Source organism: Streptomyces sp. NPDC012508 (assembly GCF_042902595.1).
Taxonomy (GTDB): Bacteria; Actinomycetota; Actinomycetes; order Streptomycetales; family Streptomycetaceae; genus Streptomyces.
Map to the genome: position 1 here is coordinate 524896 of NZ_JBIBEO010000005.1, position 26047 is coordinate 550942.

At 71.3% G+C, this 26047-nt stretch carries 26 protein-coding genes; 16 read left to right on the plus strand and 10 right to left on the minus strand.

All coding sequences use genetic code 11. The annotated features are described in order from the left end of the window. Window positions 1–8 precede the first annotated feature (8 nt). Genes ybeY through ACFY8U_RS19835 form a run of 3 tightly spaced genes read left to right on the plus strand, consistent with a single transcriptional unit; the run spans window position 9 to window position 2164 of the window. Complete coding sequence (gene ybeY, locus ACFY8U_RS19825; RefSeq protein ID WP_352187910.1) at window positions 9–506, plus strand: rRNA maturation RNase YbeY; 498 nt, start codon at window positions 9–11, stop codon at window positions 504–506. 7 nt (window positions 507–513) lie between these two features. Then, window positions 514–1821 carry a hemolysin family protein gene (locus ACFY8U_RS19830; RefSeq protein WP_389571774.1) on the plus strand — a complete coding sequence of 436 codons (1308 nt, stop codon included), beginning with the start codon at window positions 514–516 and terminating at the stop codon, window positions 1819–1821. Next, entirely contained in the window at window positions 1811–2164 is a 354-nt protein-coding gene (locus ACFY8U_RS19835) for an MmcQ/YjbR family DNA-binding protein (protein WP_361594036.1), read from the plus strand. The genes ACFY8U_RS19830 and ACFY8U_RS19835 overlap by 11 nt, the downstream gene beginning before the upstream one ends. Window positions 2165–2211: 47 nt before the next feature. Here ACFY8U_RS19835 and ACFY8U_RS19840 read toward each other — a convergent pair whose 3' ends face one another. Further along, entirely contained in the window at window positions 2212–3600 is a 1389-nt protein-coding gene (locus ACFY8U_RS19840) for an MFS transporter (RefSeq protein WP_389571777.1), read from the minus strand. 157 nt (window positions 3601–3757) lie between these two features. Here ACFY8U_RS19840 and ACFY8U_RS19845 point away from each other — a divergent pair, with 157 nt between their 5' ends. The 7 genes from ACFY8U_RS19845 (at window position 3758) to era (ending at window position 10069) form a co-directional block, all read left to right on the plus strand. Beyond that, on the plus strand, window positions 3758–4579 hold the full coding sequence (locus ACFY8U_RS19845; RefSeq protein ID WP_389572104.1) for a helix-turn-helix transcriptional regulator: 822 nt from the start codon (window positions 3758–3760) through the stop codon (window positions 4577–4579). A gap of 129 nt (window positions 4580–4708) precedes the next feature. Then, window positions 4709–5431, plus strand: a complete 723-nt coding sequence (locus tag ACFY8U_RS19850; protein WP_389571780.1) for a hypothetical protein — start codon at window positions 4709–4711, stop codon at window positions 5429–5431. Between the two features lie 27 nt (window positions 5432–5458). Beyond that, window positions 5459–5821, plus strand: coding sequence for a cytidine deaminase (locus ACFY8U_RS19855; protein WP_361594028.1), 363 nt, complete (start codon window positions 5459–5461; stop codon window positions 5819–5821). 196 nt (window positions 5822–6017) lie between these two features. Next, window positions 6018–6491 (plus strand): hypothetical protein, encoded by a 474-nt coding sequence (locus ACFY8U_RS19860; RefSeq protein WP_389571783.1) that lies wholly within the window; start codon window positions 6018–6020, stop codon window positions 6489–6491. A gap of 206 nt (window positions 6492–6697) precedes the next feature. After that, window positions 6698–8032, plus strand: coding sequence for a beta-xylosidase (locus ACFY8U_RS19865; RefSeq protein WP_361762374.1), 1335 nt, complete (start codon window positions 6698–6700; stop codon window positions 8030–8032). 109 nt (window positions 8033–8141) lie between these two features. Next, window positions 8142–9089, plus strand: coding sequence for a WxL protein peptidoglycan domain-containing protein (locus tag ACFY8U_RS19870; RefSeq protein ID WP_361594024.1), 948 nt, complete (start codon window positions 8142–8144; stop codon window positions 9087–9089). A gap of 29 nt (window positions 9090–9118) precedes the next feature. Next, complete coding sequence (era, locus tag ACFY8U_RS19875) at window positions 9119–10069, plus strand: GTPase Era (RefSeq protein WP_389571786.1); 951 nt, start codon at window positions 9119–9121, stop codon at window positions 10067–10069. Between the two features lie 53 nt (window positions 10070–10122). Here the strand turns inward: era and ACFY8U_RS19880 are convergent, their stop codons facing one another. Beyond that, a complete protein-coding gene (locus tag ACFY8U_RS19880; RefSeq protein WP_361434960.1) occupies window positions 10123–10386 on the minus strand; it encodes a protealysin inhibitor emfourin in 264 nt (87 codons plus the stop codon). A 12-nt stretch (window positions 10387–10398) separates the two neighbouring features. Next, the gene (locus ACFY8U_RS19885; protein WP_389571789.1) at window positions 10399–11475 is read right to left on the minus strand and encodes a M4 family metallopeptidase; all 1077 of its coding nucleotides are present in this window, start codon (window positions 11473–11475) and stop codon (window positions 10399–10401) included. A gap of 325 nt (window positions 11476–11800) precedes the next feature. Here ACFY8U_RS19885 and leuA point away from each other — a divergent pair, with 325 nt between their 5' ends. After that, window positions 11801–13558, plus strand: coding sequence for a 2-isopropylmalate synthase (leuA, locus tag ACFY8U_RS19890; RefSeq protein WP_361434958.1), 1758 nt, complete (start codon window positions 11801–11803; stop codon window positions 13556–13558). A 253-nt stretch (window positions 13559–13811) separates the two neighbouring features. After that, window positions 13812–14504 carry a TerB family tellurite resistance protein gene (locus ACFY8U_RS19895; protein ID WP_361434957.1) on the plus strand — a complete coding sequence of 231 codons (693 nt, stop codon included), beginning with the start codon at window positions 13812–13814 and terminating at the stop codon, window positions 14502–14504. 16 nt (window positions 14505–14520) lie between these two features. Here the strand turns inward: ACFY8U_RS19895 and ACFY8U_RS19900 are convergent, their stop codons facing one another. From ACFY8U_RS19900 to ACFY8U_RS19910, 3 genes are all read right to left on the minus strand, one after another. Continuing rightward, entirely contained in the window at window positions 14521–15921 is a 1401-nt protein-coding gene (locus ACFY8U_RS19900) for an FAD-binding oxidoreductase (protein WP_389571792.1), read from the minus strand. Between the two features lie 84 nt (window positions 15922–16005). Beyond that, on the minus strand, window positions 16006–17802 hold the full coding sequence (locus tag ACFY8U_RS19905) for a LuxR C-terminal-related transcriptional regulator (protein WP_389571795.1): 1797 nt from the start codon (window positions 17800–17802) through the stop codon (window positions 16006–16008). A gap of 201 nt (window positions 17803–18003) precedes the next feature. Further along, on the minus strand, window positions 18004–19377 hold the full coding sequence (locus ACFY8U_RS19910; protein ID WP_389571798.1) for an FAD-dependent oxidoreductase: 1374 nt from the start codon (window positions 19375–19377) through the stop codon (window positions 18004–18006). Between the two features lie 752 nt (window positions 19378–20129). On the opposite strand from ACFY8U_RS19910, the gene ACFY8U_RS19915 reads away from it, so the two are divergent. The 4 genes from ACFY8U_RS19915 (at window position 20130) to ACFY8U_RS19930 (ending at window position 22757) form a co-directional block, all read left to right on the plus strand. Continuing rightward, complete coding sequence (locus tag ACFY8U_RS19915) at window positions 20130–20345, plus strand: hypothetical protein (protein ID WP_361434953.1); 216 nt, start codon at window positions 20130–20132, stop codon at window positions 20343–20345. A gap of 166 nt (window positions 20346–20511) precedes the next feature. Further along, on the plus strand, window positions 20512–21261 hold the full coding sequence (gene recO / locus ACFY8U_RS19920; protein ID WP_361434952.1) for a DNA repair protein RecO: 750 nt from the start codon (window positions 20512–20514) through the stop codon (window positions 21259–21261). A 19-nt stretch (window positions 21262–21280) separates the two neighbouring features. Then, the gene (locus ACFY8U_RS19925; protein WP_361435166.1) at window positions 21281–22105 is read left to right on the plus strand and encodes an isoprenyl transferase; all 825 of its coding nucleotides are present in this window, start codon (window positions 21281–21283) and stop codon (window positions 22103–22105) included. 106 nt (window positions 22106–22211) lie between these two features. Continuing rightward, window positions 22212–22757 carry a YcxB family protein gene (locus tag ACFY8U_RS19930; protein ID WP_389571801.1) on the plus strand — a complete coding sequence of 182 codons (546 nt, stop codon included), beginning with the start codon at window positions 22212–22214 and terminating at the stop codon, window positions 22755–22757. Between the two features lie 79 nt (window positions 22758–22836). Here the strand turns inward: ACFY8U_RS19930 and ACFY8U_RS19935 are convergent, their stop codons facing one another. The 4 genes from ACFY8U_RS19935 to ACFY8U_RS19950 are packed head-to-tail and all read right to left on the minus strand — an operon-like array spanning window position 22837 to window position 25979. Then, window positions 22837–23247 (minus strand): transcriptional repressor, encoded by a 411-nt coding sequence (locus tag ACFY8U_RS19935; protein WP_361434950.1) that lies wholly within the window; start codon window positions 23245–23247, stop codon window positions 22837–22839. A 47-nt stretch (window positions 23248–23294) separates the two neighbouring features. Continuing rightward, entirely contained in the window at window positions 23295–24191 is an 897-nt protein-coding gene (locus ACFY8U_RS19940; RefSeq protein WP_361594174.1) for a metal ABC transporter permease, read from the minus strand. Between the two features lie 10 nt (window positions 24192–24201). Beyond that, window positions 24202–24972, minus strand: coding sequence for a metal ABC transporter ATP-binding protein (locus ACFY8U_RS19945; protein WP_389571804.1), 771 nt, complete (start codon window positions 24970–24972; stop codon window positions 24202–24204). A gap of 23 nt (window positions 24973–24995) precedes the next feature. Beyond that, the gene (locus ACFY8U_RS19950) at window positions 24996–25979 is read right to left on the minus strand and encodes a metal ABC transporter substrate-binding protein (protein WP_361644406.1); all 984 of its coding nucleotides are present in this window, start codon (window positions 25977–25979) and stop codon (window positions 24996–24998) included. Between the last annotated feature and the right edge of the window lie 68 nt (window positions 25980–26047).

The following is a 26047-nucleotide window of genomic DNA, read 5'->3' on the forward strand; positions in this document are numbered from 1 at the left end:
GAAGCACCATGTCGATCGACGTCAACAACGAGTCCGGAACCGAGGTCGACGAGCAGGCGATCCTCGACATCGCCCGCTACGCGCTCGCGCGGATGCGCATCCACCCGCTCTCCGAGCTCTCGGTGATCGTCGTCGACGCCGAGGCGATGGAGCAGCTCCACATCCAGTGGATGGACCTGCCGGGCCCGACGGACGTCATGTCGTTCCCGATGGACGAGCTGCGCCCGCCGACGAAGGACGACGAGGAGCCGCCGCAGGGCCTCCTCGGCGACATCGTGCTCTGCCCCGAGGTCGCCACCCAGCAGGGCAAGGACGCGCCGACGCAGCACTCCATGGACGAGGAACTCCAGCTCCTCACCGTCCACGGAGTGCTGCACCTGCTGGGCTACGACCACGAGGAGCCTGACGAGAAGGCCGAGATGTTCGGCCTCCAGGCGGCGATCGTCGACGGCTGGCGCGCGGAGAAGGGCCTGACCGGCCCCTCCCCGGCGCCGACCGTCTCCTGAGCCCCCGATGAACGCATCGCTGATCCTCGGCGCCGTCGGCCTGGTCATCGTCGCCTGGCTCGCCGCCTGCGCCGAGGCCGGTATCGCCCGCGTCTCCAGCTTCCGCGCCGCCGAGGCCGTACGGTCCGGGCGGCGCGGCGCCGACAAGCTGGCGCAGGTCGCCTCCGACCCGACGCGCTACCTCAACGTGGCGCTGCTCGTCCGTGTCGCCTGCGAGATGGCGGCCGGCGTCCTCGTCACGTACGCCTGCCTGGAGGAGTTCACCGAGACCTGGCAGGCCCTGCTGGTCGCCATCGCGGTGATGGTGCTCGTCTCGTACGTGGCCGTCGGCGTCTCGCCGCGCACCATCGGCCGTCAGCACCCGCTGAACACGGCGACCGCCTCCGCGTACGTCCTGCTGCCGCTGGCCCGCATCATGGGCCCCATCCCGCAGCTCCTCATCCTCATCGGCAACGCGCTCACCCCCGGCAAGGGCTTCCGCAAGGGCCCCTTCGCCTCCGAGGCCGAGCTGCGGGCCATGGTCGACCTGGCCGAGCAGGAGTCGCTGATCGAGGACGACGAGCGCCGGATGGTGCACTCCGTCTTCGAGCTCGGCGACACGCTCGTACGGGAGGTCATGGTGCCGCGCACCGACCTCATCTGCATCGAGCGGTACAAGACCGTCCGTCAGGCCCTCACGCTCGCGCTGCGCTCCGGCTTCTCGCGGATCCCGGTCACGGGTGAGAACGAGGACGACATCGTCGGCATCGTGTATCTGAAGGACCTGGTCCGCAAGACGCACATCAACCGCGATGCCGAGGCCGACCTCGTGTCGACGGCGATGCGCGCGGCCGCCTTCGTGCCGGACACCAAGAACGCGGGTGACCTGCTGCGGGAGATGCAGCAGGAGCGCAACCACGTCGCCGTCGTCATCGACGAGTACGGCGGCACGGCCGGGATCGTCACGATCGAGGACATCCTGGAGGAGATCGTCGGCGAGATCACCGACGAGTACGACCGCGAGCTCCCGCCGGTCCAGGAGCTGGGCGACGACCGCTACCGGGTCACCGCCCGCCTCGACATCGGCGATCTCGGCGAGTTGTACGGCTTCGGCCCGGACGAGTACGACGACGAGGACGTGGAGACCGTCGGCGGACTCCTCGCCAAGGCGCTCGGCCGCGTGCCGATCTCGGGCGCCAAGGCGGTCGTGGAGCTGCCCGACGGCCGCTCGCTGCGGCTGACCGCCGAGTCCCCCGCGGGCCGCCGGAACAAGATCGTGACGGTGCTCGTGGAGCCCGTACCGGCCACGTCCGAAGGGACCGGGGATGACGCCTGACCAGCTGCGCGCCTTCTGCCTGGAGTTCAACGACGCGACGGAGGAGTTCCCCTTCGGGCCGGACACCTCCGTCTTCAAGGTCGCCGGGAAGATGTTCGCGCTGTCCTGGCTCGACGGCAGGCCGCTGCGCATCAACCTCAAGTGCGAGCCGGAGGAGGCGGTCCGGCTCCGCGAGGAGTACCCGGCGGTCGCCCCCGGCTATCACATGAACAAGCGCCACTGGAACACGGTGACCGTCGGCGGGCTCCCGGACCGCATGGTCCGGGAGCTCGTCGAGGACTCGTACGACCTGGTGGTCGCGGGGCTCCCGAAGGCGGTCCGCCTCCGCCTCGACCGGCCGTAGGGGGCCAAGGCCTAGGAGTTGAGGCACGGGGGCCAAGGCCCGGGAGCCTAGGCCCTGCGGCGCAGGCCCAGGGCGATCAGGAGCGCCGCCGCCAGCACGATCGCCGCGTCGACGGCGAGGACCGTGCGCACCCCGTCGTACAGGCTCGGGCCGGTCGTCGCCAGGACGCCGAGCAGGGGGATGCCGACGGTGATGCCGACCTGCTGGGTCGTCGTCACCAGGCCGGTCGCCAGGCCCTGTTCCTCGTCCGGGACGCCGGAGGTGACGGTCACGCCGTACGCGATGATCGCGCCGAGGTGGCACATGCTCGCCAAGGAGACGCCGACCGTCGCGAACACCGCGCCCGACTCCGTGCCGAGGCCGAGCAGCGTCGCCACGAACACGCCCTGGCCCAGCAGGGAGACCACCAGCGTGCGGCGGGCGCCGAACCGGCCGATGACCTTCGACGCGACCGAACCGGCGAGCACCGACAGGACGCCCTGCACCCCGAAGACCAGGCCGGTGCCGAAGGCCGAGAGCCCCAGCGTCTCCTGGAGGTAGAGGGTCAGGACGAAGACGACCGTGGACATCATCGAGAAGGTCACGAGCCCGCCCAGATTGCCGAAGGCCACCGTCCGCCGGCGCAGCATCGGCAGCGAGACCAGCGGGGCCTCGTGCCGGGACTCGAACACCACGAAGGCCGCGAGGAGCAGGACGCCCAGCACCAGGGTGACCAGGATGTCCGTACCGCCGAACCCGCGCTCGGCCGCCGTCGACAGGGCGTAGATCACGGCGAGCAGTCCACCGGTCACGGTCACCGCGCCCGGCACGTCGAGCCGGGGCCGGTCCGAGGTCCGCGACTCGGGCAGCAGGCCGGGTGCGAGCGGCAGCACGACCGCGCTGAACAGCGCGAGCACTCCCATGGTGGAGCGCCAGCCCAGCGTGTCGGTCATGACACCGCCGAGCACCATGCCGATCGTGAAGCCCAGGGACATCAGCGTGCCGGAGATGCCGAGCGCCCGGTCCCGCTGCGGTCCCTCGGGGAATGTGGTGGTCAGCAGCGACATGCCGGTCGGCACGATCGCCGCCGCGCCGAGGCCCTGCAGGGCACGCGCGGTCAGGAACGAGGCCGGGTCCCAGGCGAAGGTCGCGAGCAGCGAGGCCGCCCCGAAGAGCGCCAGGCCCGCGAGGAACAGCTTCCTGCGCCCGTACAGATCGCCGATCCGGCCGAAGAGCAGCAGGAACCCGCCGGACGGCAGGGCGAACGCGGTCACCGCCCACTGCAGCGCGGACGGGCTCATCCCGAGGTCGGCGCCGAGCACGGGCAGCGCCACGTTCAGTACGGAGAAGTCGAGCGCCACCATGAACTGGGCGGCGCACAGCACGAAGAGGATCAGCCGGGAGCGGCCGGTCAGGGCCGGCCGGGTCGGGGCCGGGGGAGTGAGGGTCGTCGACATGCCCCCACCCTCGGAGCGCGGGAACATCCGTGGGGAGCGTGAACTTATCCTGTTGGTCGCACCACCAGGCATCCAGGGGGAGGAAGCAGCCGTGGCCACTGCGGTCGGGAACGACGCTGCCAAGGCACACCGACTGGCCGAACTGCGCGAGTTCCTGATGAGCCGTCGGGCCCGGGTCACGCCGGCCGAGGCCGGCCTCCCGGACGGCGGGGCCCGGCGCCGCACGCCCGGCCTGCGCCGCGAGGAGGTCGCCGTCCTCGCGGGCGTCGGGGTCTCCTGGTACCAGTGGCTGGAGCAGGGCCGGGACATCACGGTCTCGCCCCAGGTCCTCGACGCGGTCGCCCGGGTGCTGCGGCTCAGCGCGGCGGAGCGCCGCCATCTGTACGTCCTCGCCGCCCTCAACCCGCCCGCGCCCGAGGTCGATCCGGCGGCGCGGGACATGTGCGCGGGGCTGCGGCGGCTGATCGACGCGTGGATGCCGTTCCCGGCGCACATCATGGACGTGTACTGGAACACGATCATGTACAACGACTCGGCGTCGGTCGTCCTGGGCATGCGGCCCGAGATCTCGCAGAACTGCCTCATCTCCTTCTTCACCGACCCGCTCTACCGCTCCCGGTCGGCCGACTGGGAGCGCCTCGCGCCGCAGGTCGTCGCCCAGTTCCGGGCCGCGTGCTCGGAGTGCCCGGACGACGAAGGCTTCCGCGCGGTGGTGGAGGAGGCGAAGGAGGTGAGCGCGGAGTTCGCGGAGCTGTGGGAGCGGAGGGACATCGCCCCGGGCGGCCAGATCCGTAAGGAGATCGGGCATCCGGTGGTGGGCGAGCTGCACCTGGAGTCGACGCAGTTGCGGGTGCCGGCGCGCCCCGACCTGACGATCGTCATGCACACCCCGTTGCCGGCGGCGGACACGGAGGCGAAGCTGACCTGGCTGGTCTCCCCCGAGGGCCGGCGCGGGGCGATGTACCCGATCGCGGGCTGACCGAGCCGCCCGGGCGGCCCCTCCGCACAGGAATGTCACAGGTGGCGTATATCCTCCTCGCGATCCGGCCGTCCCCTCCCTCCGGTGCCGGTTTGCCACGTCACTGCACCCACAAGGGGTATTTCCACCATGCGTACTCGCATTCGCCACGGCCTGGCCGCCGCTCTCACCGTCTCCGCGCTCTCCCTCGTCGCCGCGTGCGGCGGATCGGGCGACGCCAAGGACACCAAGGACAAGGCGGGCGACAAGCCGGCTGCCGGGCAGACGTCGGCGGCTCCGGCGCCCGCCACTCCGCTGACCGCCGCGCAGATGAAGGCCGGCATCCTGGTGTTGAAGGACCTGCCGTCGGGCTGGAAGGACACCACGGCGAAGCCGTCCACGGACGTCTACAAGGCCGACAAGCCGGAGTGCCAGCCGTTCGCCGACGTGATGGGCGACGAGATCGCCGGCGCCACGAGGGGCGCGAGCGTCGACTTCACCGTGGGTGAGAGCGAGTCCGAGCTCAGTGAGGAGATCGTGACCTTCGCCGGTACCGGCGCGGCCGACTTCACCAAGAAGGTCGGCACCGCGCTGGGCAGCTGCACCGAGTTCACGGTCGAGATCGAGGGCAGCAAGATGAAGTCCTCGGTGAAGAAGATCACCGCCCCGCAGGGGGTCGAGGAGGCGCACGCCTTCACCCTCTCGATGGAGGTCGCGCCCGGCATCAAGATCGAGCCGAGCCTCGTCGTCGCCCGTCAGGGCACCGGTGTGCTGAGGTTCCTGCACCTCGCCGACGCCGCCACCGCGAAGAAGGACTTCGACGCCCTGGCCAAGCTCGCCACCGACAAGTTCGTGAAGGGCGCGCAGAGCTGATTCCGTGCCCCGACCTATCCTCGGGGCATGACGATTCAGCCTGACCACGGTGGCCTCGGCGCCGAGGACCTCAAGATCATCACGCTGGCGCGCAGCGCCCGCGCCCGCAACGGTGTGCCCGAGGGCGCGGCGGTACGGGACGAGACCGGCCGCACGTACGTGGCCGGGACCGTGGCCCTGGAGTCGCTCAAGCTGAGCGCGCTCCAGACCGCGGTCGCGATGGCCGTGGCCAGTGGCGCCCAGTCGCTGGAGGCCGCGGCCGTCGTCTCGAACGCCGACGCCGCCTCGGACGAGGACCGCGCGGCGGTGCGTGACCTCGGCGGTCCGGACACCCCCGTCCTGCTCGCCGGGCCCGACGGGCAGCTGCGCGCGGCGGTCACGGCGGGCTGAGGCCCGGACAGACCCGAAGGGGGCCCGGCAGCACGCCGGGCCCCCTTTGCGCGTTTGTGAAAAATCAACGAACCTTCTCTTGTCTTCCCCGGTTCGTTGCGCGTCAATGACAGCGGTCCGCCCGACGGGCCGTCAGATTTACGCCTTCACGCAGCGTCCGCACCCCTGCGTGCTTCACCGGAAGGGGTACGACCTCATGAGAGGCAGCAACTTAGGAATCGGTGCCGTCCTCGCGGGCGCGCTCGCCGTGACCGGACTCGCCTTCGCCCCGGCGGCCGCCGCCGTGACGCCGGGCACCGCCACGGCCACGTACGACTGCGGGTTCTGGGGCGGCGGGCTCGCCACCCTCCAGGCCACGCAGAGCGGCACGGCCGCGACGATCACCCTCACCTCCGCCGTCAAGACGCCGGTCGCGGTCGGCGCCGACACCATCAACGCCCAGTTGACGATGGCCAAGGGCGGGGGCGGCACCCGCGTGTTCAGCGGTAAGAAGAACCCGGCCCTGGCGGCGAACCAGTCCGTCACCATCGGTCCGCTGAGCGGGACCGTGGCCGCCGGCGACAGTCTCAACTCGTACTTCGCGGGCACCGCGCTCACGATGACGATCTTCGGCGTGGCCGTGAACTGTGACGCGGTCACCTCGCAGTCGCCCGGGCCGTTCGTCTTCTGACGGACTGCCCTGTCCCACCTGTCGCACCTTCACCGGCGTCGCCTGAGGCGACGCCGGTACCTGTGGTGTGCACACGCCTGACCAGCCAAAACGCCGATCTTGACAGCATCTGATGGGCCATCAGTCGGTGCATTTCGATTCCATTGACTTCTCCTCACGCCCGGCCGTCAATGGCGCCCTCTCATCCCTCAGGAGGGGGCACACACATGGCTTTGAGAAACCCGCCCCGAAGACGGCGCTGGACCGCCGCCCTCGGGGCCACCGCCCTGGTGTTCGGCGTCGGAGGCGCGCTGGCGTCACCGGCCGGCGCGCTCGGGCCCGCGTCCCAGGCCGTGGACTTCATGACCCGCTGCGTCCCGCCGCCGATCGCCGGCATCCCGCCGATCGAAGGCACCACGACGGCAGAGATCACGGTCGACAAGCCCACGCCCAAGGTCGGCGACACCGTCACGGTCACCTACACGGTCACCAAGCCCGCCGCGTCGAACCCCGTCGACCTGGCCCTTCCGGCCGACATCATGACCCCGAGCGGCAAGGTCGTCCTCGGCGGCGCCCAGTCCGGCGCGGTCACCGTCACCGGCCCCAAGAAGAATCCGCCCGTCCCCGGCAAGGGCACGTTCCCGTCGTTCTCGATGACCGGTACGTTCACGGTCACCGCGCCCGGCTCGATCAGCCTCTCGCCCGGCGACTACAACATCCACACCAGCTACATCATGGAGCTGGACACCCCCTGTACCGTCCTGAACCCGCCCGCCCCCGTCTCCGAGACGGTCGTCGCGAGCGCCCAGCCGGGTGCCAACGAACGCAGCATCGCGCTCGACGCCGCCTCCGGCGCACCGGGCGTCCGGGTCACCGTGACCGGTGCCAAGTTCACCCCGCTCGCCGAGGTCACCGTCGTCGGCAGGTCCGGCGCGGCGGAGACCGCCGACAAGATGACCGTCACGGCCGACAGCGAGGGCGGATTCGTCGCCCGGCTGAAGGTCAACGACAAGGCGACCACCGGGATCGTGGCGTACGAGGGGACGGCCTGGGACGCGGAGAAGGGCGCGGGACCGGCCGCGTACACCGTCATCGACGACACCCCGCAGCCGCCGAACAGCCAGAAGCTCACGGCGTCCGTCGCGGCGGGGCAGCTGTCGATGACCCAGGCCGGTGACGCCGTCCAGCTGTCGTCCGTCGACTTCGGTCAGGGCGGCGCGGCGACCGGCGATCTGAAGACGGTGACGGTCAAGGACTTCCGCGGCGGCCCCGCGGGCTGGTCCCTGACCGGCAAGGTCACCGACTTCACCGGCCCCGGCGGCTCCATCGGCGCCGGAGCCCTCAGCTGGACCCCGGCCTGCACCACGAAGGCCGGCAGCCCGAGCACCTGCGTCCCCGGCTCGGCGGGAACGGTCGGCAGCGGCGGGGCGACCCTCGCCTCGACCCCGAACGGCGCGCTCACCGGCGGTGAGTTCACCGTCGACGCCAAGGTCTCCCTCGACGTCCCGGCGTTCACCGCGCCCGGTTCGTACGCGGGCGTCCTGACGCTCACGCTCAGCTGATCCGCAGTACGCACACAGCGGGCCGGGCGCGCACCCGGTCGGCCCGCTCCCGAATCCCGCTCCGCATCCCGCTCCGCATCCCGCTCCGACCCCCGGGAGGGTCCGCACCGTGCGCACCAAGCTGTACGTCCTCCTCGTCGCGGCGGCGCTCGTGCTGCTCGGCGCGCCGTCCGCCCAGGCCGCCGACAACGGGGAGTGGGCCGTCCACCCGGCCGCCTCCCAGCTCGGCAGCCGGCCGTACTTCTATCTCTCCGCGGACCCCGGCACGACCGTGACCGACGAGGTCACCGTCGCCAACAAGACCGGCACCCCCCTCACCTTCCGGCTCTACGGCGCCGACGCCTACAACACCGAACGCGACGGCGGCTTCGCCATCCGCACCAGCCACGAGAAGCAGACCGGCGCCGGTGCCTGGATCAAGCCCGCCCGTACCCGCATCACCGTCCCGGCCCGTTCCTCCGTCACCGTGCCGTACACCCTGACCGTCCCGGAGGACGCGGAGCCCGGCGACCACCCCGGCGCCGTCGTCGCCCTCGACGAGCGCGTGGAGGCCGGCGGGCAGGGCTCGGTCGCGGTCGGCGTCCAGCGGGCCGTCGGAGCCAGGGTCTACCTCCGGGTCAACGGCCCCACCGTCCCCGCCCTCGCCGTCGAGGACGTCACCCTCGACCAGGACCGGCCGCTGGTTCCCGGCGCCGGTACGAGCACCGCCCTCATCTCGTACACGCTCCACAACCGCGGCAACGTCACCCTCAACCCCAGGGTCGCCCTGCGTGCCGAAGGCGTCTTCGGCCGCACCCTGCTCGCCCGCGACCTGGCGAAGATCCCCTCCGAGCTGCTGCCCCGCCAGAAGATCCGGCTCACCGAGCGGTGGACCGGATCGCCGCAGTTCGACTGGGGCGAGGTGACCCTCACGGCCACCGCGAAGGACGTACGGGAGTCCGGGCGCGCCTCCTTCCTCGCGCTGCCCTGGCTCGCCGCGGCCGCCGTGCTCGCCGGGGGAGCGGCGGCGCTGATCGGGCTGCGGGTGCGGCGTCGCAGGGGCTCCGGCGGGCACTGAGTACGTGACGACGTCCCGCATCGGGGAGAATGGCCCCCATGAGCGCTCGTAACCAAGAATCCGAAGCCGTCCACCGGGCCGGCTTCGCCTGCTTCGTCGGCCGCCCCAATGCGGGCAAGTCCACCCTCACGAACGCTCTGGTCGGCCAGAAGGTGGCAATCACCTCCAACCGGCCGCAGACGACCCGGCACACGGTGCGCGGCATCGTGCACCGCCCGGACGCGCAGCTGATCCTCGTGGACACGCCCGGCCTCCACAAGCCGCGCACGCTCCTCGGCGAGCGCCTGAACGACGTCGTGCGCACGACGTGGGCGGAGGTCGACGTGATCGGCTTCTGCCTGCCCGCCGACCAGAAGCTCGGCCCCGGCGACCGCTTCATCGCCAAGGAGCTCGCGGGGATCAAGAAGACCCCGAAGGTCGCGATCATCACCAAGACCGACCTGGTCGACTCCAAGACGCTTGCCGAGCAGCTCATCGCCGTCGACCAGCTCGGCAAGGAGCTGGGCTTCGAGTGGCAGGAGATCGTGCCGGTGTCGGCCGTCGGCGACAAGCAGGTCCAGCTCGTCGCGGACCTGCTGATCCCGCTCCTCCCGGAGTCCCCGCCGCTCTACCCGGAGGGCGACCTGACGGACGAGCCGGAGATGGTGATGGTCGCGGAGCTGATCCGCGAGGCGGCGCTGGAAGGCGTACGGGACGAGCTGCCGCACTCGATCGCGGTGGTGGTCGAGGAGATGATCCCGCGCGAGGACCGCCCGGCGGACAAGCCGCTCCTCGACATCCACGCGAACGTCTACATCGAGCGCCCCAGCCAGAAGGGGATCATCATCGGCCCCAAGGGCAGCCGCCTGAAGGAGGTCGGGATGAAGTCGCGCAAGCACATCGAGGCGCTGCTCGGGACCCCGGTCTTCCTCGACCTCCATGTGAAGGTCGCGAAGGACTGGCAGCGCGACCCCAAGCAGCTCCGCAAACTCGGCTTCTGACCCCCGCCTCCCACCCTGCCGCGCCCCGGGGCGGCTAGGGGGCGCGGTCGGGGTCAGGCGCCTTCCTTCAGGACCTTCGCGATCAGGGCGCGCTGCGACTCCGTCAGGCGGGGGTCGCGGCAGCGGACCGTCTCGTCGTCGACCGTGATCTCGTACGAGAAACCGTCCGGCACACCCCCGGCGCCGCCGTCCCCGTCCCGCAGGACGGCGACGGCCAGCGTGTGCCAGTCCCCGGCGTCCGGCCGGCCGGAGGTGTCCACCTCGGCCGACCGTTCGATGCCCGCGAAGCCGCCCGTACGCCGCACTCGAATACGCATGCCCCCGGTCTATCAGTCCGTCGGCACGCCGACAGCCCCCCAGGCCTTCAGCACGGCCTGGATCTCCTCCCCGTCCCCGTACCGCTCCCGCGCCGCCGCCACCGTCGCCGCCGCGAACTCGGAGAACCGGGTCTCGGGGGTGAGCGCCCCGCCTGTCATCACGTCGTACCAGATCTGCCCCGCCCGCTCCCAGGCGTTCCCGCCCAGCTCGGTCGCCGCGAGGTAGAACGCGTGGTTCGGGATGCCCGAGTTGATGTGCACCCCACCGTTGTCCCGGCTCGTGCGGACGTAGTCGTCCATGTGCCCCGGCTGGGGGTCCTTGCCGAGGACGTCGTCGTCGTACGCCGTGCCCGGCGCCTTCATCGAGCGCAGCGCCGTCCCCTCGACGTTCGGGTGGAACAGGCCCTCGCCGATCAGCCAGTCCGCGTCCTGCGCGCTCTGGCCGAGCGTGTACTGCTTCACCAGGGAGCCGAAGACGTCCGAGACGGACTCGTTGAGCGCCCCCGACTGGCTGAAGTACTCCAGGTTCGCCGTGTACTGCGTGAATCCGTGCGCCAGCTCGTGGCCGATCACGTCCACCGGCAGCGTGAAGTCGAGGAAGATCTCGTCGTCTCCGTCGCCGAACACCATCTGCTCGCCGTTCCAGAAGGCGTTGCCGTAGTTCCGGTCGTAGTGGACCGTCGCCAGCAGCGGCAGCCCCGCGCCGTCGATCGAATCCCGGCCGAAGCCCTTCCGGAAGAGGTCGAAGGTGGCGCCGAGCCCGGCGTACGCGCGGTTGACGGTGGCGTCCCCGGTGGGCTCCTGGCCCTCCTCGCGGACCACGGTGCCCGGCAGGTCCGTGCCGTTCTCCGCGTCGTGCACCGTGCGGCGGGGGCGGGCCGACTCCGCCGGTTCCGTGGGTCCGGCGGACCGGGTCACGGCCGGCTGGGAGAGGACGCGGCTGGTCCGGTTCATCGCGTCGGCGACCAGGGTGCGCCGGGCGGCGGCCGCGACGGCGGGGTCGGCGGACGAGGCCAGGTGCTCCAGCAGATGCGGCGGCACGATCGTGCAGAAGACCGGGTGGGCGGGGACGTACGCGGGGGAGGTCATGCCAGCAATGTGGCACTGGGTCACGTCACTGTCACTAGGGGCGACCATGATCCGCGAAATGGAGTGATTCGTCACCCTTTCGTATTGTCGGCCCGGCCGTCCCGCATACTGAACAGGACGTCCGCGCTCCGCGGACGTGAGCTAGGCTGCGGCACATCATGCGTTTCGGGCTGCTTCTCCTTAGCTGCCGCGGTGAGGGCCTGTAGTCGTAGGCCGACCCCCTCCCCGCGGGACCTGGTGTTGCGTCGAAAAGTCGGCCTCCCCCGAGCTCTCTTCACGAGCAGGGGGGACCCCCACTCCCGCTGAACCCGAGGAGCCCCGCGCGATGTCCCAGCCTGTCGGCCGCCCGACGCCCATCACCAACGCCACCCGGACGCAGAAGCCGTCCGGCATGCCGATCCACAAGTACGGCCGGTACGAGGCCGTGCACATCCCCGATCGCACCTGGCCCGAGCAGCGCATCACCAAGGCTCCCCGCTGGCTGTCGACCGATCTGCGCGACGGCAACCAGGCGCTGATCGACCCGATGAGCCCCGCCCGCAAGCGCGAGATGTTCGACCTGCTGGTGCGCATGGGCTACAAGGAGATCGAGGTCGGCTTCCCGTCCTCCGGCGAGACCGACTTCAACTTCGTGCGCTCCATCATCGAAGAGGGCGCGATCCCGGACGACGTCACCATCTCCGTACTGACCCAGGCCCGCGAGGACCTGATCGAGCGGACCGTGGAGTCCCTGGTCGGCGCCAAGCGCGCCACCGTCCACCTGTACAACGCCACCGCGCCCACCTTCCGCCGGGTCGTCTTCCGCGGCTCGAAGGAGGACATCAAGCAGATCGCCGTCGACGGCACGCGCCTGGTCATGGAGTACGCCGACAAGCTGCTGGGCGACGACACGGTCTTCGGCTACCAGTACAGCCCGGAGATCTTCACCGACACCGAGCTGGACTTCGCCCTGGAGGTCTGCGAGGCGGTCTGTGACGTCTGGCAGCCCGAGGAGGGCCGCGAGATCATCCTCAACCTGCCTGCCACCGTGGAGCGTTCGACGCCGTCCACGCACGCGGACCGGTTCGAGTGGATGTCCCGGAACCTGACCCGCCGTGAGCACGTCTGCCTGTCCGTCCACCCGCACAACGACCGCGGTACGGCGGTGGCGGCGGCCGAGCTGGCCATCATGGCCGGCGCCGACCGCATCGAGGGCTGTCTGTTCGGCCAGGGCGAGCGCACCGGCAACGTCGACCTGGTGACCCTGGGCATGAACCTGTTCAGCCAGGGCGTCGACCCGGAGATCGACTTCTCGCAGATCGACGAGATCCGCCGCACCAGCGAGTACTGCAACCAGATGGAGGTCCACCCGCGCCACCCCTACGCGGGCGACCTGGTCTACACCGCCTTCTCCGGCTCCCACCAGGACGCCATCAAGAAGGGCTTCGACGCCATGGAGGCCGACGCGGCCGCCCAGGGCAAGACCGTGGACGAGATCGAGTGGGCCGTGCCGTACCTGCCCATCGACCCGAAGGACGTCGGCCGCTCCTACGAGGCCGTCATCCGGGTCAACTCGCAGTCCGGCAAGGGCGGTATCGCGTACGTCCTGAAGAACGACCACAAGCTGGACCTGCCGCGCCGGATGCAGATCGAGTTCTCGAAGATCATCCAGCAGATGACGGACTCCGAGGGCGGCGAGGTCACGCCGGCCGCGATCTGGTCGGTCTTCCAGGACGAGTACCTGCCGAACCCCGACAACGCCTGGGGCCGTATCCAGCTGCGCTCCGGCCAGACCACCTCGGACACGGACGGCACCGACACCCTGACCGTCGAGGCGGTCGTCGACGGCGTCGACACCGTCCTGACCGGATCCGGCAACGGTCCGATCTCCGCCTTCTTCGCCGCGCTGCAGGCGATCGGCGTGGACGCCCGACTGCTGGACTACCAGGAGCACACGATGAGCGAGGGCGCCTCCGCGCAGGCCGCCTCGTACATCGAGTGCGCCATCGACGGCAAGGTCCTGTGGGGCATCGGCATCGACGCCAACACCACCCGCGCCTCGCTGAAGGCCGTCATCTCGGCCGTCAACCGCTCCGCGCGATGATCCGCCGCCCAAACCCGGCGGCGGTCCCCGTCACCCTTTCCGGTTGACACCAGGCAGTCCCCGAAGGGGGCCCGTCCACACGGACGGGCCCCCTTTGTCGTGCGGCGACGGCTCCGGACCCCGCTCGCGGCGGTGTCGTGTCTCGGCCAAGTCGATGGCGATCTGGCGACGAGGTGCTGACGCCACATCAAGGATGTGGCTAACATCACTCCCCACGTCGGCAAAGTCGCCGGTTCGTCAAGGGAGGTGCGGCGTGCGGTCTGCCCGAGAGTCACGCGGACGAAAAGTGATCCTCTGCGGCGTTCGTACCTCCTGGAACACCGTCGGAGACGGCGAGTTCTTCTGCGAGGAATGCGGCGGCGACCGTAACTACCGCAGGCGGACGGGACGCCGCCGGTTCGCGGTCCTGGGCGTGCCCCTGCTGCCGCGCGGCCACGCCGGTCCGGTCGTCGAATGCACCGCGTGCCACACGCGCTTCGGCACCGAGGTGCTCGACCACCCGACCACGAGCCGCTTCGCCGCGATGCTGCGCGACGGTGTGCACACGGTCGCCCTGGCCGTCCTGGCGGCGGGCGGCACCTCGTCGCGTACCGCCGTGGACACCGCTGTCACGGCGGTCCGCGCCGCCGGATTCGACGAGTGCACCGGCGTCCAGCTCACCGACCTCGTCGAGGCGCTCGCCGCCGACACCGGCCGGTTCCTGCCCGACGCGGGCAGCGGCGGCGCGGCCCTGGCCATCGAGCTGCACGAGGCCCTGGAGCCGCTCGCCCCGCATCTCGCCGCCTCCGGGCGCGAGTCGATCCTGCTCCAGGGAGCCAGGATCGCGCTCGCGGACGGGGCGTACAGCCCGGCGGAGCGGGACGTGCTCCACACCGTCGGGAACGCGCTCGCGCTCTGCTCCGACGACACGGCCCGGCTCCTCGCCACGGCGAGGACGCTGCTGTAGCGACGCCGGAAGGTGCTCACGGCTCGATGTTGTGGTTGAGGCGGAACAGGTTGCCGGGGTCGTAGCGGCGCTTGACCGTACGCAACCGGTCGTAGTTCTGCCGGTAGTTGGCGCGCACCCGGTCCTGGTCGTCGGTGTCCATGAAGTTGATGTAGCCGGCCTCCTCGGTGTGCGGCCGCAGGTCCCGGTCGTACGCCCGCGTCCAGGCGATGTTCGCCTCGTTGTCGGCCGGGTCCGTGTGCGTCGTGCCGAACGCGGCCGAGAACGAGGCGTCGCGGTACGCGAAGGCGGTGTCCTCGGGGCCGACGCGGTGGCACGCGCCGTCGATCGGGAAGATGGCCGTGTCGCTCTCCATGGACGGCAGCGTCCGGCCGTAGCGCATGTGCACGTCGATGGCGCCGTCGCTGAGGTCGCGGCTGAAGTTGCCCTTCCAGTAGTGGTACAGGCCCGGCGGCAGCTCGTCGTCGAAGAGCGTGTTGACCACCGGGTACGGCATCCGCTCCATGAGGCTGCCGATGACGGGGCCCAGCTCGTCGAGGAGGCCGAGGATCTTCTCGTCCTCCGTCGCGGGGCCGCTGTAGCAGGTCAGCAGGCCGCAGACCGGGCGGCCGTGCCAGCGCTCCGGCAGGAACGGCAGGTCGGGACCGAGGACGATCACGAAGATCGCGTTGAGCTCCTCGGGCGCTTCGGTGATCATGTCGCGCCAGCGCCGGGCCACGTCCCCGTCGAGCGGGTAGAGGACGATCCCTCCCAGGACGTCCGCCACCGGGTGCAGCCGGTAGACGAGCGAGGTGACGACCCCGAAGTTGCCTCCGCCGCCGCGCAGCGCCCAGAAGAGATCGGGGTGCCGTTCGGCGTCGCAGGTGACGAGGGTGCCCTCGGCTGTCACCACATCGGCCTCGACGAGGTTGTCGCAGCTCAGCCCGTAGCGGCGGGCCAGGTTGCCCATCCCGCCACCGAGGGTGAGACCGCCGATACCGGTGCTGGAGACGACGCCGCCGGTGGTGGCGAGCCCGAAGGCGTACGTGGCGTGGTTGAAGTCGCCCCAGGTGCAGCCGCCGTCGGCCCGGGCGGTACGGGCCGCGGGGTCGACGCGGACCGAGCGCATCCGGGACAGGTCGACGACCAGCCCGTCGTCGACGGTGCCGTGACCCGCGACGGCGTGGCTGCCGCCGCGGACCGCGAGCGGCAGCGCGTGGTCGCGGGCGAAGCGGACGCCGGCGATCACGTCGCCCGCGTCCACGGCGCGGACGACGACGGCCGGGTGGCGGTCGTGGAGGGCGTTGTAGACCCGGCGGGCCTCGTCGTAGGCGGGGTCGCCGGGGACGACGACGTCGCCGCGGACGGAGTCGCGCAGGACGTCGAGCGGGAGCCCGGCGGTGAGGGCGCCGGGGGTGAGCGTGTCGATGGTGTCCATGAACCCGTTCTAGGCCGCGGGGTGCGGCGCTGGCATCGCCCGAACCACCCAGGTCGGGCGGTGGGCGGGTATGGGCGAAACGGCCTATGCGGGGCTTCCGGCGGCCCGGGGGCCCGGCTGTCCGGGGGCTCCGGCCAGCCCGTGCGCGTAGGCGTAGGCCGTGGCGGCGGTACGGGAGGTCACGTCCAGCTTGGCGAAGATGTTGTTCAGGTGGCGGGCGACCGTGTGCTCGCTGATCACCAGGGCCTGGGCGATGTCCCGGTTCGTGCCGCCCTCCGCGACCAGCCGGAGCACCTCCGCCTCGCGGGCCGTCAGGCCGCCCGGGAGCGCGTGACGCCGCCCCGCCGTCAGCAGGGCCGCCGCGCGACGGGCGTCGGGCAGCGCGCCGAGCCGCTCGAAGGCCGCCCGGGCCGCCATGAGCTCCAGCCGCGCCGCCTCCTCGTCGCCCGCGGCCCGGTCGGCCGCGGCGAGCAGCATCCGTACCTGCGCGGCCTCGTACGGGACGCGCAGCTCCAGCCAGCCCGCCAGCGCCCGGCGCAGCGGACGCACGGCGGCCGGCTCGTGGCGGGCCAGGCCGAGGGCGCCCCGGGCGGTGTCGGCGACGGCCCGCAGGAGCGGCGCCTCGCCGGGCAGCGCCTCCAGCTCGGCGACCGCCTCCGCGGCATCGTCCCGGTCCCCGACGGCCAGCGCCACCTCCGTCCGCGCCGCGAGGAGCCGGGCCCGGCCGAGGAGGTCGTGGACCGGGTCGCTCTGACAGGCCAGGGCCAGCTTCAGGCCCGTCACGGCGGCGTCGGCCTTGCCCTGGGCGAGCCGCAGCAGAGCCAGCCCCGGCTGCGGGATCCGGCCGAGTTCATGGGCGTGTGCGTACGCGGTGGCGGCGGCGTCGAGGCGGCCCTGACGCCGCCGGATCTCGCCGGCCGCGTAGTACGCCTCGGCCGCGACGTCGAGGCTGTCCACCGGCACCTCGGCGCACACCCGGGCCGCCTCGGCCTCGGCGAGCTCCCAGGCCCCGCGCAGATCGAGCACCTCGACATGGTGGATCCGGCACAGGCCCCGGAAGGGGTTGTCGGTGACCGACTCGGGGGTGGGGGCGGCGATCGGTGACGCGGGCGCCGCTCCCGGCACCTTTTGGGATCCCTCCGTGCCCGCCGTACGGACGTGCTGGGACCACGGGACCTCGCACCAGGCCATCGCCGCGTCCGTCCACTCCACCGCCCGGCCGAGGTCCGCCGCCTCCATGCACTCGGTCAGCGCCAGGCAGAAGAGCCAGCCCGTGAACATCCCGCTCAGCTCGCCCGCCGTCACCGCGCACATCGCGTCGTCGAGGAGCGCCAGCCCCTCCGACCTGCGGCCGTTCGCGAGGAGGACCGCCGCGTGGGCCTGGCGGCTCAGGGCGATCAGATCCGGGCTCCCGGAGTCACGGGCCAGACGCTCCATGCGACGCGCCGCGGCGAGCGCCGCCTCCGGGTCGCGGTGCTCCTGTGCCTCCTCGGAGTCCGTCCAGGCGAGGAAGCACTGCTCGGGGCAGTCCGGTTCGCCCTCCAGGTGGTGCCGGGACCGGTGCAGCCACCCGGCCGCCGCCGCGGGCCGCCCCAGACAGCGGTATTCGAAGTGCAGCCACCAGGCCACCTGGCCCGCCCCGCGATGGTCGCCCGCAGCCACGTACCCGGCGTGGGCCCGCAGCCGGGCGGTGACCGACTCGTCCACGTGCCCCGCCCACCAGGCGGCGTCCGCGAGGAGGTCGAGATCCGCGGGGTGCAGCGCGGCGGAGGGGTGGAGGTCGGCCTCGCGCAGTAGGACGTACGCCTCGGCCCATGCGTCCCGGGCCGCCGCGTCCCGCGCCCGCTCGACGGCGTGCGCCTCGTCAACGGGGACGGCCATCGCCGCTCACTTCCCTTCCGGCCCAGCCGGTGCTTCCAGAATATGAGCGCGCCGCGCGCACGGCCTCCTGTGCGGGGGCCTCACGTACTCCCGTGGGGTAGCCGGGCCGTCGCCCCGCACCTGGTCGCGCCGAGTCGCCGACACGGACCGGGCCCCCACCGGCACACGACCGATGGGGGCCCGGGAGGCGCGGGACCGGGGTCAGCCCAGCTCGACGCCGCTCGCGCGGAGCATGTCCTCGCGCTCGACGATCTTCACGCGCTCGCGGCCCTGCGGCTCGCCCAGCGCCTTCTCGGCGGCGTCGAGGGCGTACCAGCCCTCCCACGTCGTGTACGTGATGCCCTTGCCCTTCAGGAAGGCGACGACCGCGTCCGTCTCGGGGGTCTCGGGGGTGAGGAGCCGGCCGTTGGCGAAGTCGTCGAGCAGGTTCGCGACCGTCTCGTTGGCGTCGCCCTTGGTGTGGCCGATGAGGCCGACCGGGCCGCGACGGATCCAGCCGGTGACGTACGTCGACGCCAGGTGCGCGCCGCCCTCCTCGATCACGCGGCCGCCCTCGTCCGGGACGGTGCCGGAGGCGGTGTCCCAGGGGAGCTTGGGCAGCTCGTCGGAGAGGTAGCCGACGGCGCGGTAGACGGACTGGACGTCCCAGTCCGTGGTCCGGCCGGTGCCCTTGACGTTGCCCGTGCCGTCCAGCTCGGTGCGCTCGGTGCGGAGGCCGACGACCTTGCCGTCCTCGCCGAGGATCTCGACCGGCGACTCGAAGAAGTGGAGGAAGAGCTTGTGCGGGCGGTCGCCGATGTCGCGGATCGCCCAGTTCTCCAGGGTCTTGGCGACCATGTCGGTCTGCTTGTTCTTGCGCCGCTCGGCGATCGAGCCCTCGTCGTAGTCGATGTCCTCGGGGTTGACGATGACCTCGATGGTGGGGGAGTGGTCCAGCTCGCGGAGCTCCATCGGGCTGAACTTCGCCTGCGCCGGGCCGCGGCGGCCGAAGACGTGGATCTCCACGGCCTTGTTGGCCTTCAGGCCGTCGTAGACGTTCGGCGGGATCTCGGTCGGCAGCAGCTCGTCCGCGGTCTTGGCGAGGATGCGCGCGATGTCGAGGGCCACGTTGCCCACGCCGAGGACGGCGACCTTCTCGGCCTCCAGCTCCCAGGTGCGCGGGACGTCCGGGTGCCCGTCGTACCAGGACGCGAAGTCGGCGGCGCCGAAGGAACCGTCCAGCTCGACGCCGGGGATCTTCAGCTCGCGGTCGGCCATGGCACCGGTGGAGAACACGACGGCGTCGTAGAAGGCGCGCAGGTCGTCCAGGTGCACGTCGGTGCCGTAGTCGACGTTGCCGAAGAGGCGGACCTGCGGCTTGTCGAGGACCTGGTGCAGGGCGGTGATGATGCCCTTGATCCGCGGGTGGTCCGGCGCGACGCCGTACCGGATGAGACCGAAGGGGGCCGGCATCCGCTCGAAGATGTCGATCGACACGCCCGGCTCGGCGGCGGCCTCGGACTTCAGCAGCGCATCGGCGGCGTAGATCCCGGCGGGGCCGGCGCCGACGATCGCGACCCGGAGAGGGCGGGGCATGTCAGGTTCCCTTCGCGAAACGACGTGACGACGATGGCTGTCGTCACTTAGGTCACCCTAATTAACGCCTCGAGCGAGTCGGTACCCGCCCCCGGTCTATGGCCTCATAAGGCGGGCTTATGGCTTCCCCAAGGGAGGGCTGGGGTGCGCGGCCGCGGCGGGACTGTGGGCGCACAGCTTCGTCGCCGGCGTCCCGGCTCGAAATACCGCGCATACGGCGCCTTGTCGGAGGGCTTGCGCCACGTGCGTTCGAAATTCCGCCGGTTCGCGGTACCTCGTCGATTTGCTGTGCCGCGTCCAGTCGCGCATTTCGGATTCCCTGCTCGAACAGTCCGATGTTCCGACCGATACGAACACCAGTCTGCCGAGATCGCCCTGTGAAAGGTTTCGCCGCCTGTGGCCATGGCTTAACGCCCAACCTCTGCGCCGCAGTTGCCCGACCTGCGCATCTGCCGATTCTACGGATCCGTCCCCACCCTGGATGCGGAAATCCGGAAATGGATTCAGGGAGAGATGTGTTGTGAAGGAACTGGTCGAGCGACCGTCCACGGGGGCCGTTCAAGACGCTCAGGAGGCGTGAGGGAATTGCGCGACGTACTCGCGAGGTCCGGAATGATCCTGACCTCGCCGGGGCTCGACCCTCTCACCCTCGCAGCCGAACCCCCGCGGCCGCTCATCGAATTGGGACGCTGCACGGCGGAAACGGCACGGCTGCCGGCCGTCGCCGTACAGCCAGGGGAAAGGGGCCGGTCATGAAACTGCCCATCGGGTCGTACGTCGTCGAGATCCGCACCGGGCGTGTGGGCACGGTCATGGGGCACGAGGGCCCGTACATCCAGCTGCGGCCGCTGGGCGGCGGGCGGGAGTGGGACGCCGAGCCCGAGGGGGTCCGCGAGGCCACCTCGGCCGAGCGCCTCCGCGCCGCGACCGCGCACGCGAACGCGCGGAGCCGGGGCGAGGTGCCATGAGCCGGATTCGGCGGCGCGGACGGGGGACGGTGCCCGCCGGGCACCGTCCCCCGGGCGTCCGGTCGGGGAGCGGCGTCGTGGCGGGTCCCGTCCGCGTCCGCGCCGCCGGGTGGCGGAAGCGCGGAGGGGCCCCAGGCCACTCCTCCCGTACGGGAGAATGGGCCGCATGAGTCTGTTCCGCGACGACGGCATCGTGCTGCGCACCCAGAAGCTGGGTGAGGCGGACCGCATCATCACGCTGCTCACGCGCGGTCACGGCCGGGTACGCGCCGTAGCGCGCGGGGTGCGGCGGACCAAGTCCAAGTTCGGGGCCAGGCTCGAACCCTTCTCCCACGTCGACGTGCAGTTCTTCGCCCGCGGGAGTGATCTCGTGGGCCGCGGGCTCCCCCTGTGCACCCAGAGCGAGACCATCGCCGCGTACGGCGGCGGGATCGTCACCGACTACGCCCGCTACACCGCCGGGACGGCGATGCTGGAGACGGCCGAGCGGTTCACGGACAACGAGGGCGAGCCGGCCGTGCAGCAGTACCTGCTGCTCGTCGGCGGGCTGCGCACCCTCGCCCAGGGCGAGCACGCGCCCCATCTCATCCTCGACGCCTTCCTCCTCCGCTCCCTCGCCGTCAACGGCTACGCGCCGAGCTTCGAGGACTGCGCGAAGTGCGGGCTGCACGGACCCAACCGGTTCTTCTCGGTCGCGGCGGGCGGCGTCATATGCGGCGACTGCCGGGTGCCCGGCAGCGTCGTACCCTCTCCGGAGGCCATCGGCCTGCTCAGCGCGCTGCTCACCGGCGACTGGGCGACTGCGGACGCGTGCGAGCCGCGTCACGTCAGGGAAGGGAGCGGGCTGGTGTCCGCCTATCTGCACTGGCACCTGGAGCGCGGCCTGCGCTCGCTGCGGTACGTAGAGAAGAGCTAGGAGATCCATCGCCATGGCCATCGCACGACGCGGAATCCTCGGACGGCAGCGCCGGGAGTACAAGGTCCCCGAGCCGCACCCCTCCGGTGCCCGTCCGCCGAAGCTCCCCGCCGAGCTGGTGCCCAACCACGTGGCCTGCGTGATGGACGGCAACGGCCGCTGGGCCAAGGAGCGGGGCCTGCCGCGCACCGAGGGCCACAAGGTCGGCGAGGGCGTGGTCCTCGACGTGCTCAAGGGCTGCCTGGAGATGGGCGTCAAGAACCTCTCCCTCTACGCCTTCTCCACCGAGAACTGGAAGCGCTCCCCCGAGGAGGTCCGTTTCCTCATGAACTTCAACCGGGACGTCATCCGGCGCCGGCGTGACGAGATGGACGAACTGGGCATCCGTATCCGCTGGGTGGGCCGGATGCCGAAGATGTGGAAGTCGGTCGTCCAGGAGCTCCAGGTCGCCCAGGAGCAGACCGTCGGCAACGACGCGATGACCCTCTACTTCTGTGTGAACTACGGCGGCCGCGCCGAGGTCGCCGACGCCGCGAAGAAGATCGCGGAGGACGTGGCGGCGGGCAGGCTGGACCCGGCGAAGGTCAACGAGAAGACCTTCCAGAAGTACCTGTACTACCCGGACATGCCGGACGTCGACCTGTTCCTGCGCCCAAGCGGCGAGCAGCGCACCTCGAACTACCTGATCTGGCAGAGCAGTTACGCGGAGATGGTCTTCCAGGACGTCCTGTGGCCGGACTTCGACCGCCGTGACCTGTGGCGCGCCTGCGTGGAGTACGCCTCCCGCGACCGCCGTTTCGGTGGTGTGGACGCGGCGGACATGGCCGTCCTCGACAAGGGCTGAGCGGCCCTGGCGAGCGCCGGCGGCCCGGCCTGAGCCCCGGGGCCACGGTCGGCCTCCCAGGCACCGCTACGATCACGGCTGCCAGTTGCCGGAGCCGGGAGGGGCCGTGACCGAAGAGCAGTACGAGACGACGCGGGAGACCGTGGAGCTGACCTATCTGCCCGTCGTCTCCGACGCGACGGAGGCGCTCCGCGCCCGCATGCGAGCCACGTCGGCGGGACGGCTGCAGAACGCCGTCCTGCTGGCCGCCGGGGGCCTGATGCTCCTGGCCTTCGCCCTGACGTTCACGGGGCCGAAGGGGCCGAGCCTGGGCACCACCGTGATCTGCCTTCTCGCGCTGGCGCTGATCGCCGCCATGTACGTGATGATCCCCGGCATCCAGGGGCGCCAGGTGCACCGGATGTTCGGCCCGCAAGGGGAGTTCCGGGGCTTCGTCGACGAGGCCGGGGTGCGCGTGGTGTCGCGGGACAGCGACACCACGTACCGGTGGACGATGCTCACCAGGTACGCCGAGACACGTGACCTCTTCGTCCTGCTGACCCCCGACAAGCACGGCATAGGCCTGGTCGTCCTGCCGAAGCGCGGGGTCGCGGAGCCGGTGGAGATCGACCGGCTGCGGGCCGTGCTCGACCGCTACAGCAGTCGGGTCTGAACCGCCGTACGAGACATACGGAAGGGGCCCCGCCGGATCTCTCCGGCGGGGCCCCTCGTCCGTGTCGCTGCGCGGTCGTCTACTTGGCCGCGCACTCCGCGCACGTGCCGAAGATCTCGACCGTGTGCGCCACGTTCACGAATCCGTGCTCCGACGCGATCGTCTCCGCCCACTGCTCCACCGCCGGGCCCTCCACCTCGACCGCCTTGCCGCAGACGCGGCAGACGAGATGGTGGTGGTGGTCGCCGGTCGAGCAGCGGCGGTAGACCGTCTCGCCGTCGCTGGTGCGCAGCGCGTCGACCTCGCCTGCGTCCGCGAGGGTCTGGAGCGTCCGGTACACCGTCGTGAGGCCCACGGAGTCGCCGCGGTGCTTGAGCATGTCGTGCAGCTCCTGGGCGCTGCGGAACTCGTCCACTTCGTTCAGTGCCGCCGCGACCGCGGCCCGCTGCTTCGTCGAGCGGCCGCGTACGGGGGGTCCTGCCGTCGCCACAGGGGCCTCCTAGTGATGTCGTCGCCCCCGCCATTCTGCCAGGCTGCTCAGACCGTCACGTCGTCCGTCGGCCGGCGGGTGAGCGGGACCTGTGCGTCACACGCCTTCGAGGCCGCCTCCGCGGCCCGGGCGCGGCGCCTGGCCAGAGGTGCCGAGAGCGCCGTCAGGACGATGAAGACGCCGATCGCGAGCAGCACGATGAGCGAGCCCGGGGGGAGGTCCTGGTAGTACGTGGTCACGGTGCCCGTCAGCGTGACGCCGGTGCCGATGACGATCGCGAGGACGAAGGTCGCGCGGAACGACCGGGACAGCTGCTGCGCCGCCGCCACCGGGACCACCATCAGCGCGCTGACGAGCAGCAGGCCGACGACCCGCATCGCGACCGTGACGGTGACGGCCGCCGTGATCGCGACGAGCAGGTTCAGGGCGCGCACCGGCAGGCCGGTGACGCGGGCGAACTCCTCGTCCTGGCTGACCGCGAAGAGCTGGCGGCGCAGGCCGATGGTGACCAGGACGACGAAGGCGGCGAGGACGGCGATCGCGGTGACGTCCTCGGACGACACCGTGGACAGCGAGCCGAAGAGGTACGAGAGCAGGTTGGCGTTGGAGCCGCCGCCGACCTGGATCAGCATGACTCCGCCCGCCATGCCTCCGTAGAAGAGCAGGGCGAGCGCGAGGTCGCCGCGGGTGCGTCCGTACGTCCTGATCAGCTCCATCAGCACGGCGCCGGCGACGGCGACCAGGGTGGCCATCCACACCGGGCTGCTGTTCAGCAGGAAGCCGAGGCCCACGCCGGTCATGGCGACATGGCCGATGCCGTCGCCCATCAGCGCCTGGCGGCGCTGGACGAGGAAGATGCCGACGGCGGGCGCGGTGATGCCGACGAGGACGGCGGCGAGGAGCGCCCTCTGCATGAAGGCGGGTTCGAGGAATTCCATGATCAGGTCAGCTTCCTCAGGTCAGCAGACCCGTACGGAGCGGCTCACCGGCCGCGTGCGGATGGACGTGGTCGTGGCCGGGAAGCGCGTGCTGGCCGACGGCCTGCGGCGGCGGGCCGTCGTGGACGACACAGCCGTCGCGGAGGACCACGGCCCGGTCGATCAGCGGCTCCAGGGGGCCCAGTTCGTGCAGCACGAGCAGCACGCTGGTGCCGCCCGCGACCTGCTCGCGCAGCGTGCCGGCCAGGATCTCCTGGCTGGCGAGGTCGACGCCGGCCATCGGCTCGTCCATGATCAGCAGCTCGGGCTCGGAGGCGAGCGCGCGGGCGATCAGGACGCGCTGGTGCTGGCCGCCGGAGAGGGCGCTCACCGAGTCCTTGGCCCGGTCGGCGAGGCCGACGAGCTCGATGGCCCGGTCGACGGCGGCCCGGTCGGCCTTGGTCAGCCAGCCGAACGTACGGCGGGAGAGCCGGCCGGAGGAGACGACCTCGCGGATCGTGGCGGGGACGCCGGAGGCGGCGGTGGTGCGCTGCGGTACGTAACCGACGCGGGCCCACTCGCGGAACCGCTTCTGCTCGGTGCCGAAGAGGGAGATCGCGCCGCCGGTCAGCGCCACCTGGCCGATGATCGCGCGGACGGCGGTGGACTTGCCGGAGCCGTTGGCGCCGAGCAGCGCGACGACCTCGCCGGGGTGTACGGCGAGGTCGACGCCGCGCAGGACGGGGCGCGCGCCGAGGGTCGCCGTGGCTCCGCGGACGGAAATGACGGGCGTGTCGGGCGCGCTCACGGGTGCCTCCTGCTGTGCGTGGATCACTTGGCGCCGAGGGCCTTCTTCAGCGCGGTGAGGTTGGACTGCATGACCTCGATGTAGTCATCGCCCTTGGACCGGTCCGTGATTCCCTCCAGCGGGTCCAGGACGTCGGTCTTGAGGCCGGTGTCCTTCGCGAGGGTCTTCGCGGTCTTGTCGCTCGCGAGGGTCTCGAAGAAGACGGTGGAGACCTTCTCCTGCTTCGCGGTGGACTGGAGCTCCTGGACGCGGGCGGGGCTCGGCTCGGACTCGGGGTCGAGGCCGGTGATGCCCTCCTGGTCCAGGCCGTAGCGCTCGGCGAGGTAGCCGAAGGCGGAGTGCGTGGTGATGAAGGTCTTGGTGGTGGTGTTCTTCAGGCCGGTCTCGAACGCCGTGTCCAGGTCACCGAGCTTCTTCACCAGGGCGTCGGTGTTCTTCTTGTAGTCGGCGGCGTGGTCCGGGTCGGCCTTCTCCAGGGAGGCGCCGACACCCTTGGCGACCTCGGCGTACTTCACCGGGTCGAGCCAGATGTGCGGGTCGGTACCGGCCTCGGACTCGTGGCCGTGGTCGTGGCCCTCTTCCTCGTGGCCGTGCTCCTCGGCGCCGTGGTCGTGGCCGCCCTCGGTGCCGTGCGCTTCGAGCTTCGTGAGGGTGGCGGCGTCGACGGTGTGCTTGACGCCCGCCTGCTTGATCGCCTCGTCGACGGCGGGCTGGACGCCCTTGAGGTAGAGGATGTAGTCCGCGTCGCCGAGCGAGCCGATCTGCCTCGGCTTGAGCTCCAGGTCGTGCGGCTCGACGCCCGGCGCGGTGAGCGTCTCGACGGAGACGTGTGCGCCGCCTATCTGCTCGGCCAGGTACTGCATGGGGTAGAACGACGCCACGACGCTGAGCTTGCCGTTCGCCTTGTCGGCGGCGTCGGACGTTCCGGAGCACGCGGACAGGGTCACGAGACCGAGCGCGACGGCTCCGGCGACGGCGGTGGCGGGTATCAGACGGCGTACGTTCATGACACTCATTTTCAACAAAATTGGAAACGGTTGTCAATTGCCTTTCCTGTGTTCCGCCCCACTACAGT

Excerpts from the sequence above, each read along its gene's own strand:
- ACFY8U_RS19855 (WP_361594028.1), top strand. The coding sequence starts at position 5,459 with ATGACGATTCAGCCTGACCACGGTGGCCTCGGCGCCGAGGACCTCAAG.
- ACFY8U_RS19905 (WP_389571795.1), bottom strand. The coding sequence starts at position 17,802 with ATGGCCGTCCCCGTTGACGAGGCGCACGCCGTCGAGCGGGCGCGGGAC.
- ACFY8U_RS19830 (WP_389571774.1), top strand. The coding sequence starts at position 514 with ATGAACGCATCGCTGATCCTCGGCGCCGTCGGCCTGGTCATCGTCGCC.
- era (WP_389571786.1), top strand. The coding sequence starts at position 9,119 with ATGGCCCCCATGAGCGCTCGTAACCAAGAATCCGAAGCCGTCCACCGG.
- ACFY8U_RS19900 (WP_389571792.1), bottom strand. The coding sequence starts at position 15,921 with ATGGACACCATCGACACGCTCACCCCCGGCGCCCTCACCGCCGGGCTC.
- ACFY8U_RS19885 (WP_389571789.1), bottom strand. The coding sequence starts at position 11,475 with ATGACCTCCCCCGCGTACGTCCCCGCCCACCCGGTCTTCTGCACGATC.
- ACFY8U_RS19835 (WP_361594036.1), top strand. The coding sequence starts at position 1,811 with ATGACGCCTGACCAGCTGCGCGCCTTCTGCCTGGAGTTCAACGACGCG.
- leuA (WP_361434958.1), top strand. The coding sequence starts at position 11,801 with ATGTCCCAGCCTGTCGGCCGCCCGACGCCCATCACCAACGCCACCCGG.
- ACFY8U_RS19860 (WP_389571783.1), top strand. The coding sequence starts at position 6,018 with ATGAGAGGCAGCAACTTAGGAATCGGTGCCGTCCTCGCGGGCGCGCTC.
- ACFY8U_RS19845 (WP_389572104.1), top strand. The coding sequence starts at position 3,758 with ATGAGCCGTCGGGCCCGGGTCACGCCGGCCGAGGCCGGCCTCCCGGAC.
- ACFY8U_RS19915 (WP_361434953.1), top strand. The coding sequence starts at position 20,130 with ATGAAACTGCCCATCGGGTCGTACGTCGTCGAGATCCGCACCGGGCGT.
- ACFY8U_RS19850 (WP_389571780.1), top strand. The coding sequence starts at position 4,709 with ATGCGTACTCGCATTCGCCACGGCCTGGCCGCCGCTCTCACCGTCTCC.
- ACFY8U_RS19950 (WP_361644406.1), bottom strand. The coding sequence starts at position 25,979 with ATGAACGTACGCCGTCTGATACCCGCCACCGCCGTCGCCGGAGCCGTC.
- recO (WP_361434952.1), top strand. The coding sequence starts at position 20,512 with ATGAGTCTGTTCCGCGACGACGGCATCGTGCTGCGCACCCAGAAGCTG.
- ACFY8U_RS19865 (WP_361762374.1), top strand. The coding sequence starts at position 6,698 with ATGGCTTTGAGAAACCCGCCCCGAAGACGGCGCTGGACCGCCGCCCTC.
- ACFY8U_RS19840 (WP_389571777.1), bottom strand. The coding sequence starts at position 3,600 with ATGTCGACGACCCTCACTCCCCCGGCCCCGACCCGGCCGGCCCTGACC.
- ACFY8U_RS19880 (WP_361434960.1), bottom strand. The coding sequence starts at position 10,386 with ATGCGTATTCGAGTGCGGCGTACGGGCGGCTTCGCGGGCATCGAACGG.
- ybeY (WP_352187910.1), top strand. The coding sequence starts at position 9 with ATGTCGATCGACGTCAACAACGAGTCCGGAACCGAGGTCGACGAGCAG.
- ACFY8U_RS19910 (WP_389571798.1), bottom strand. The coding sequence starts at position 19,377 with ATGCCCCGCCCTCTCCGGGTCGCGATCGTCGGCGCCGGCCCCGCCGGG.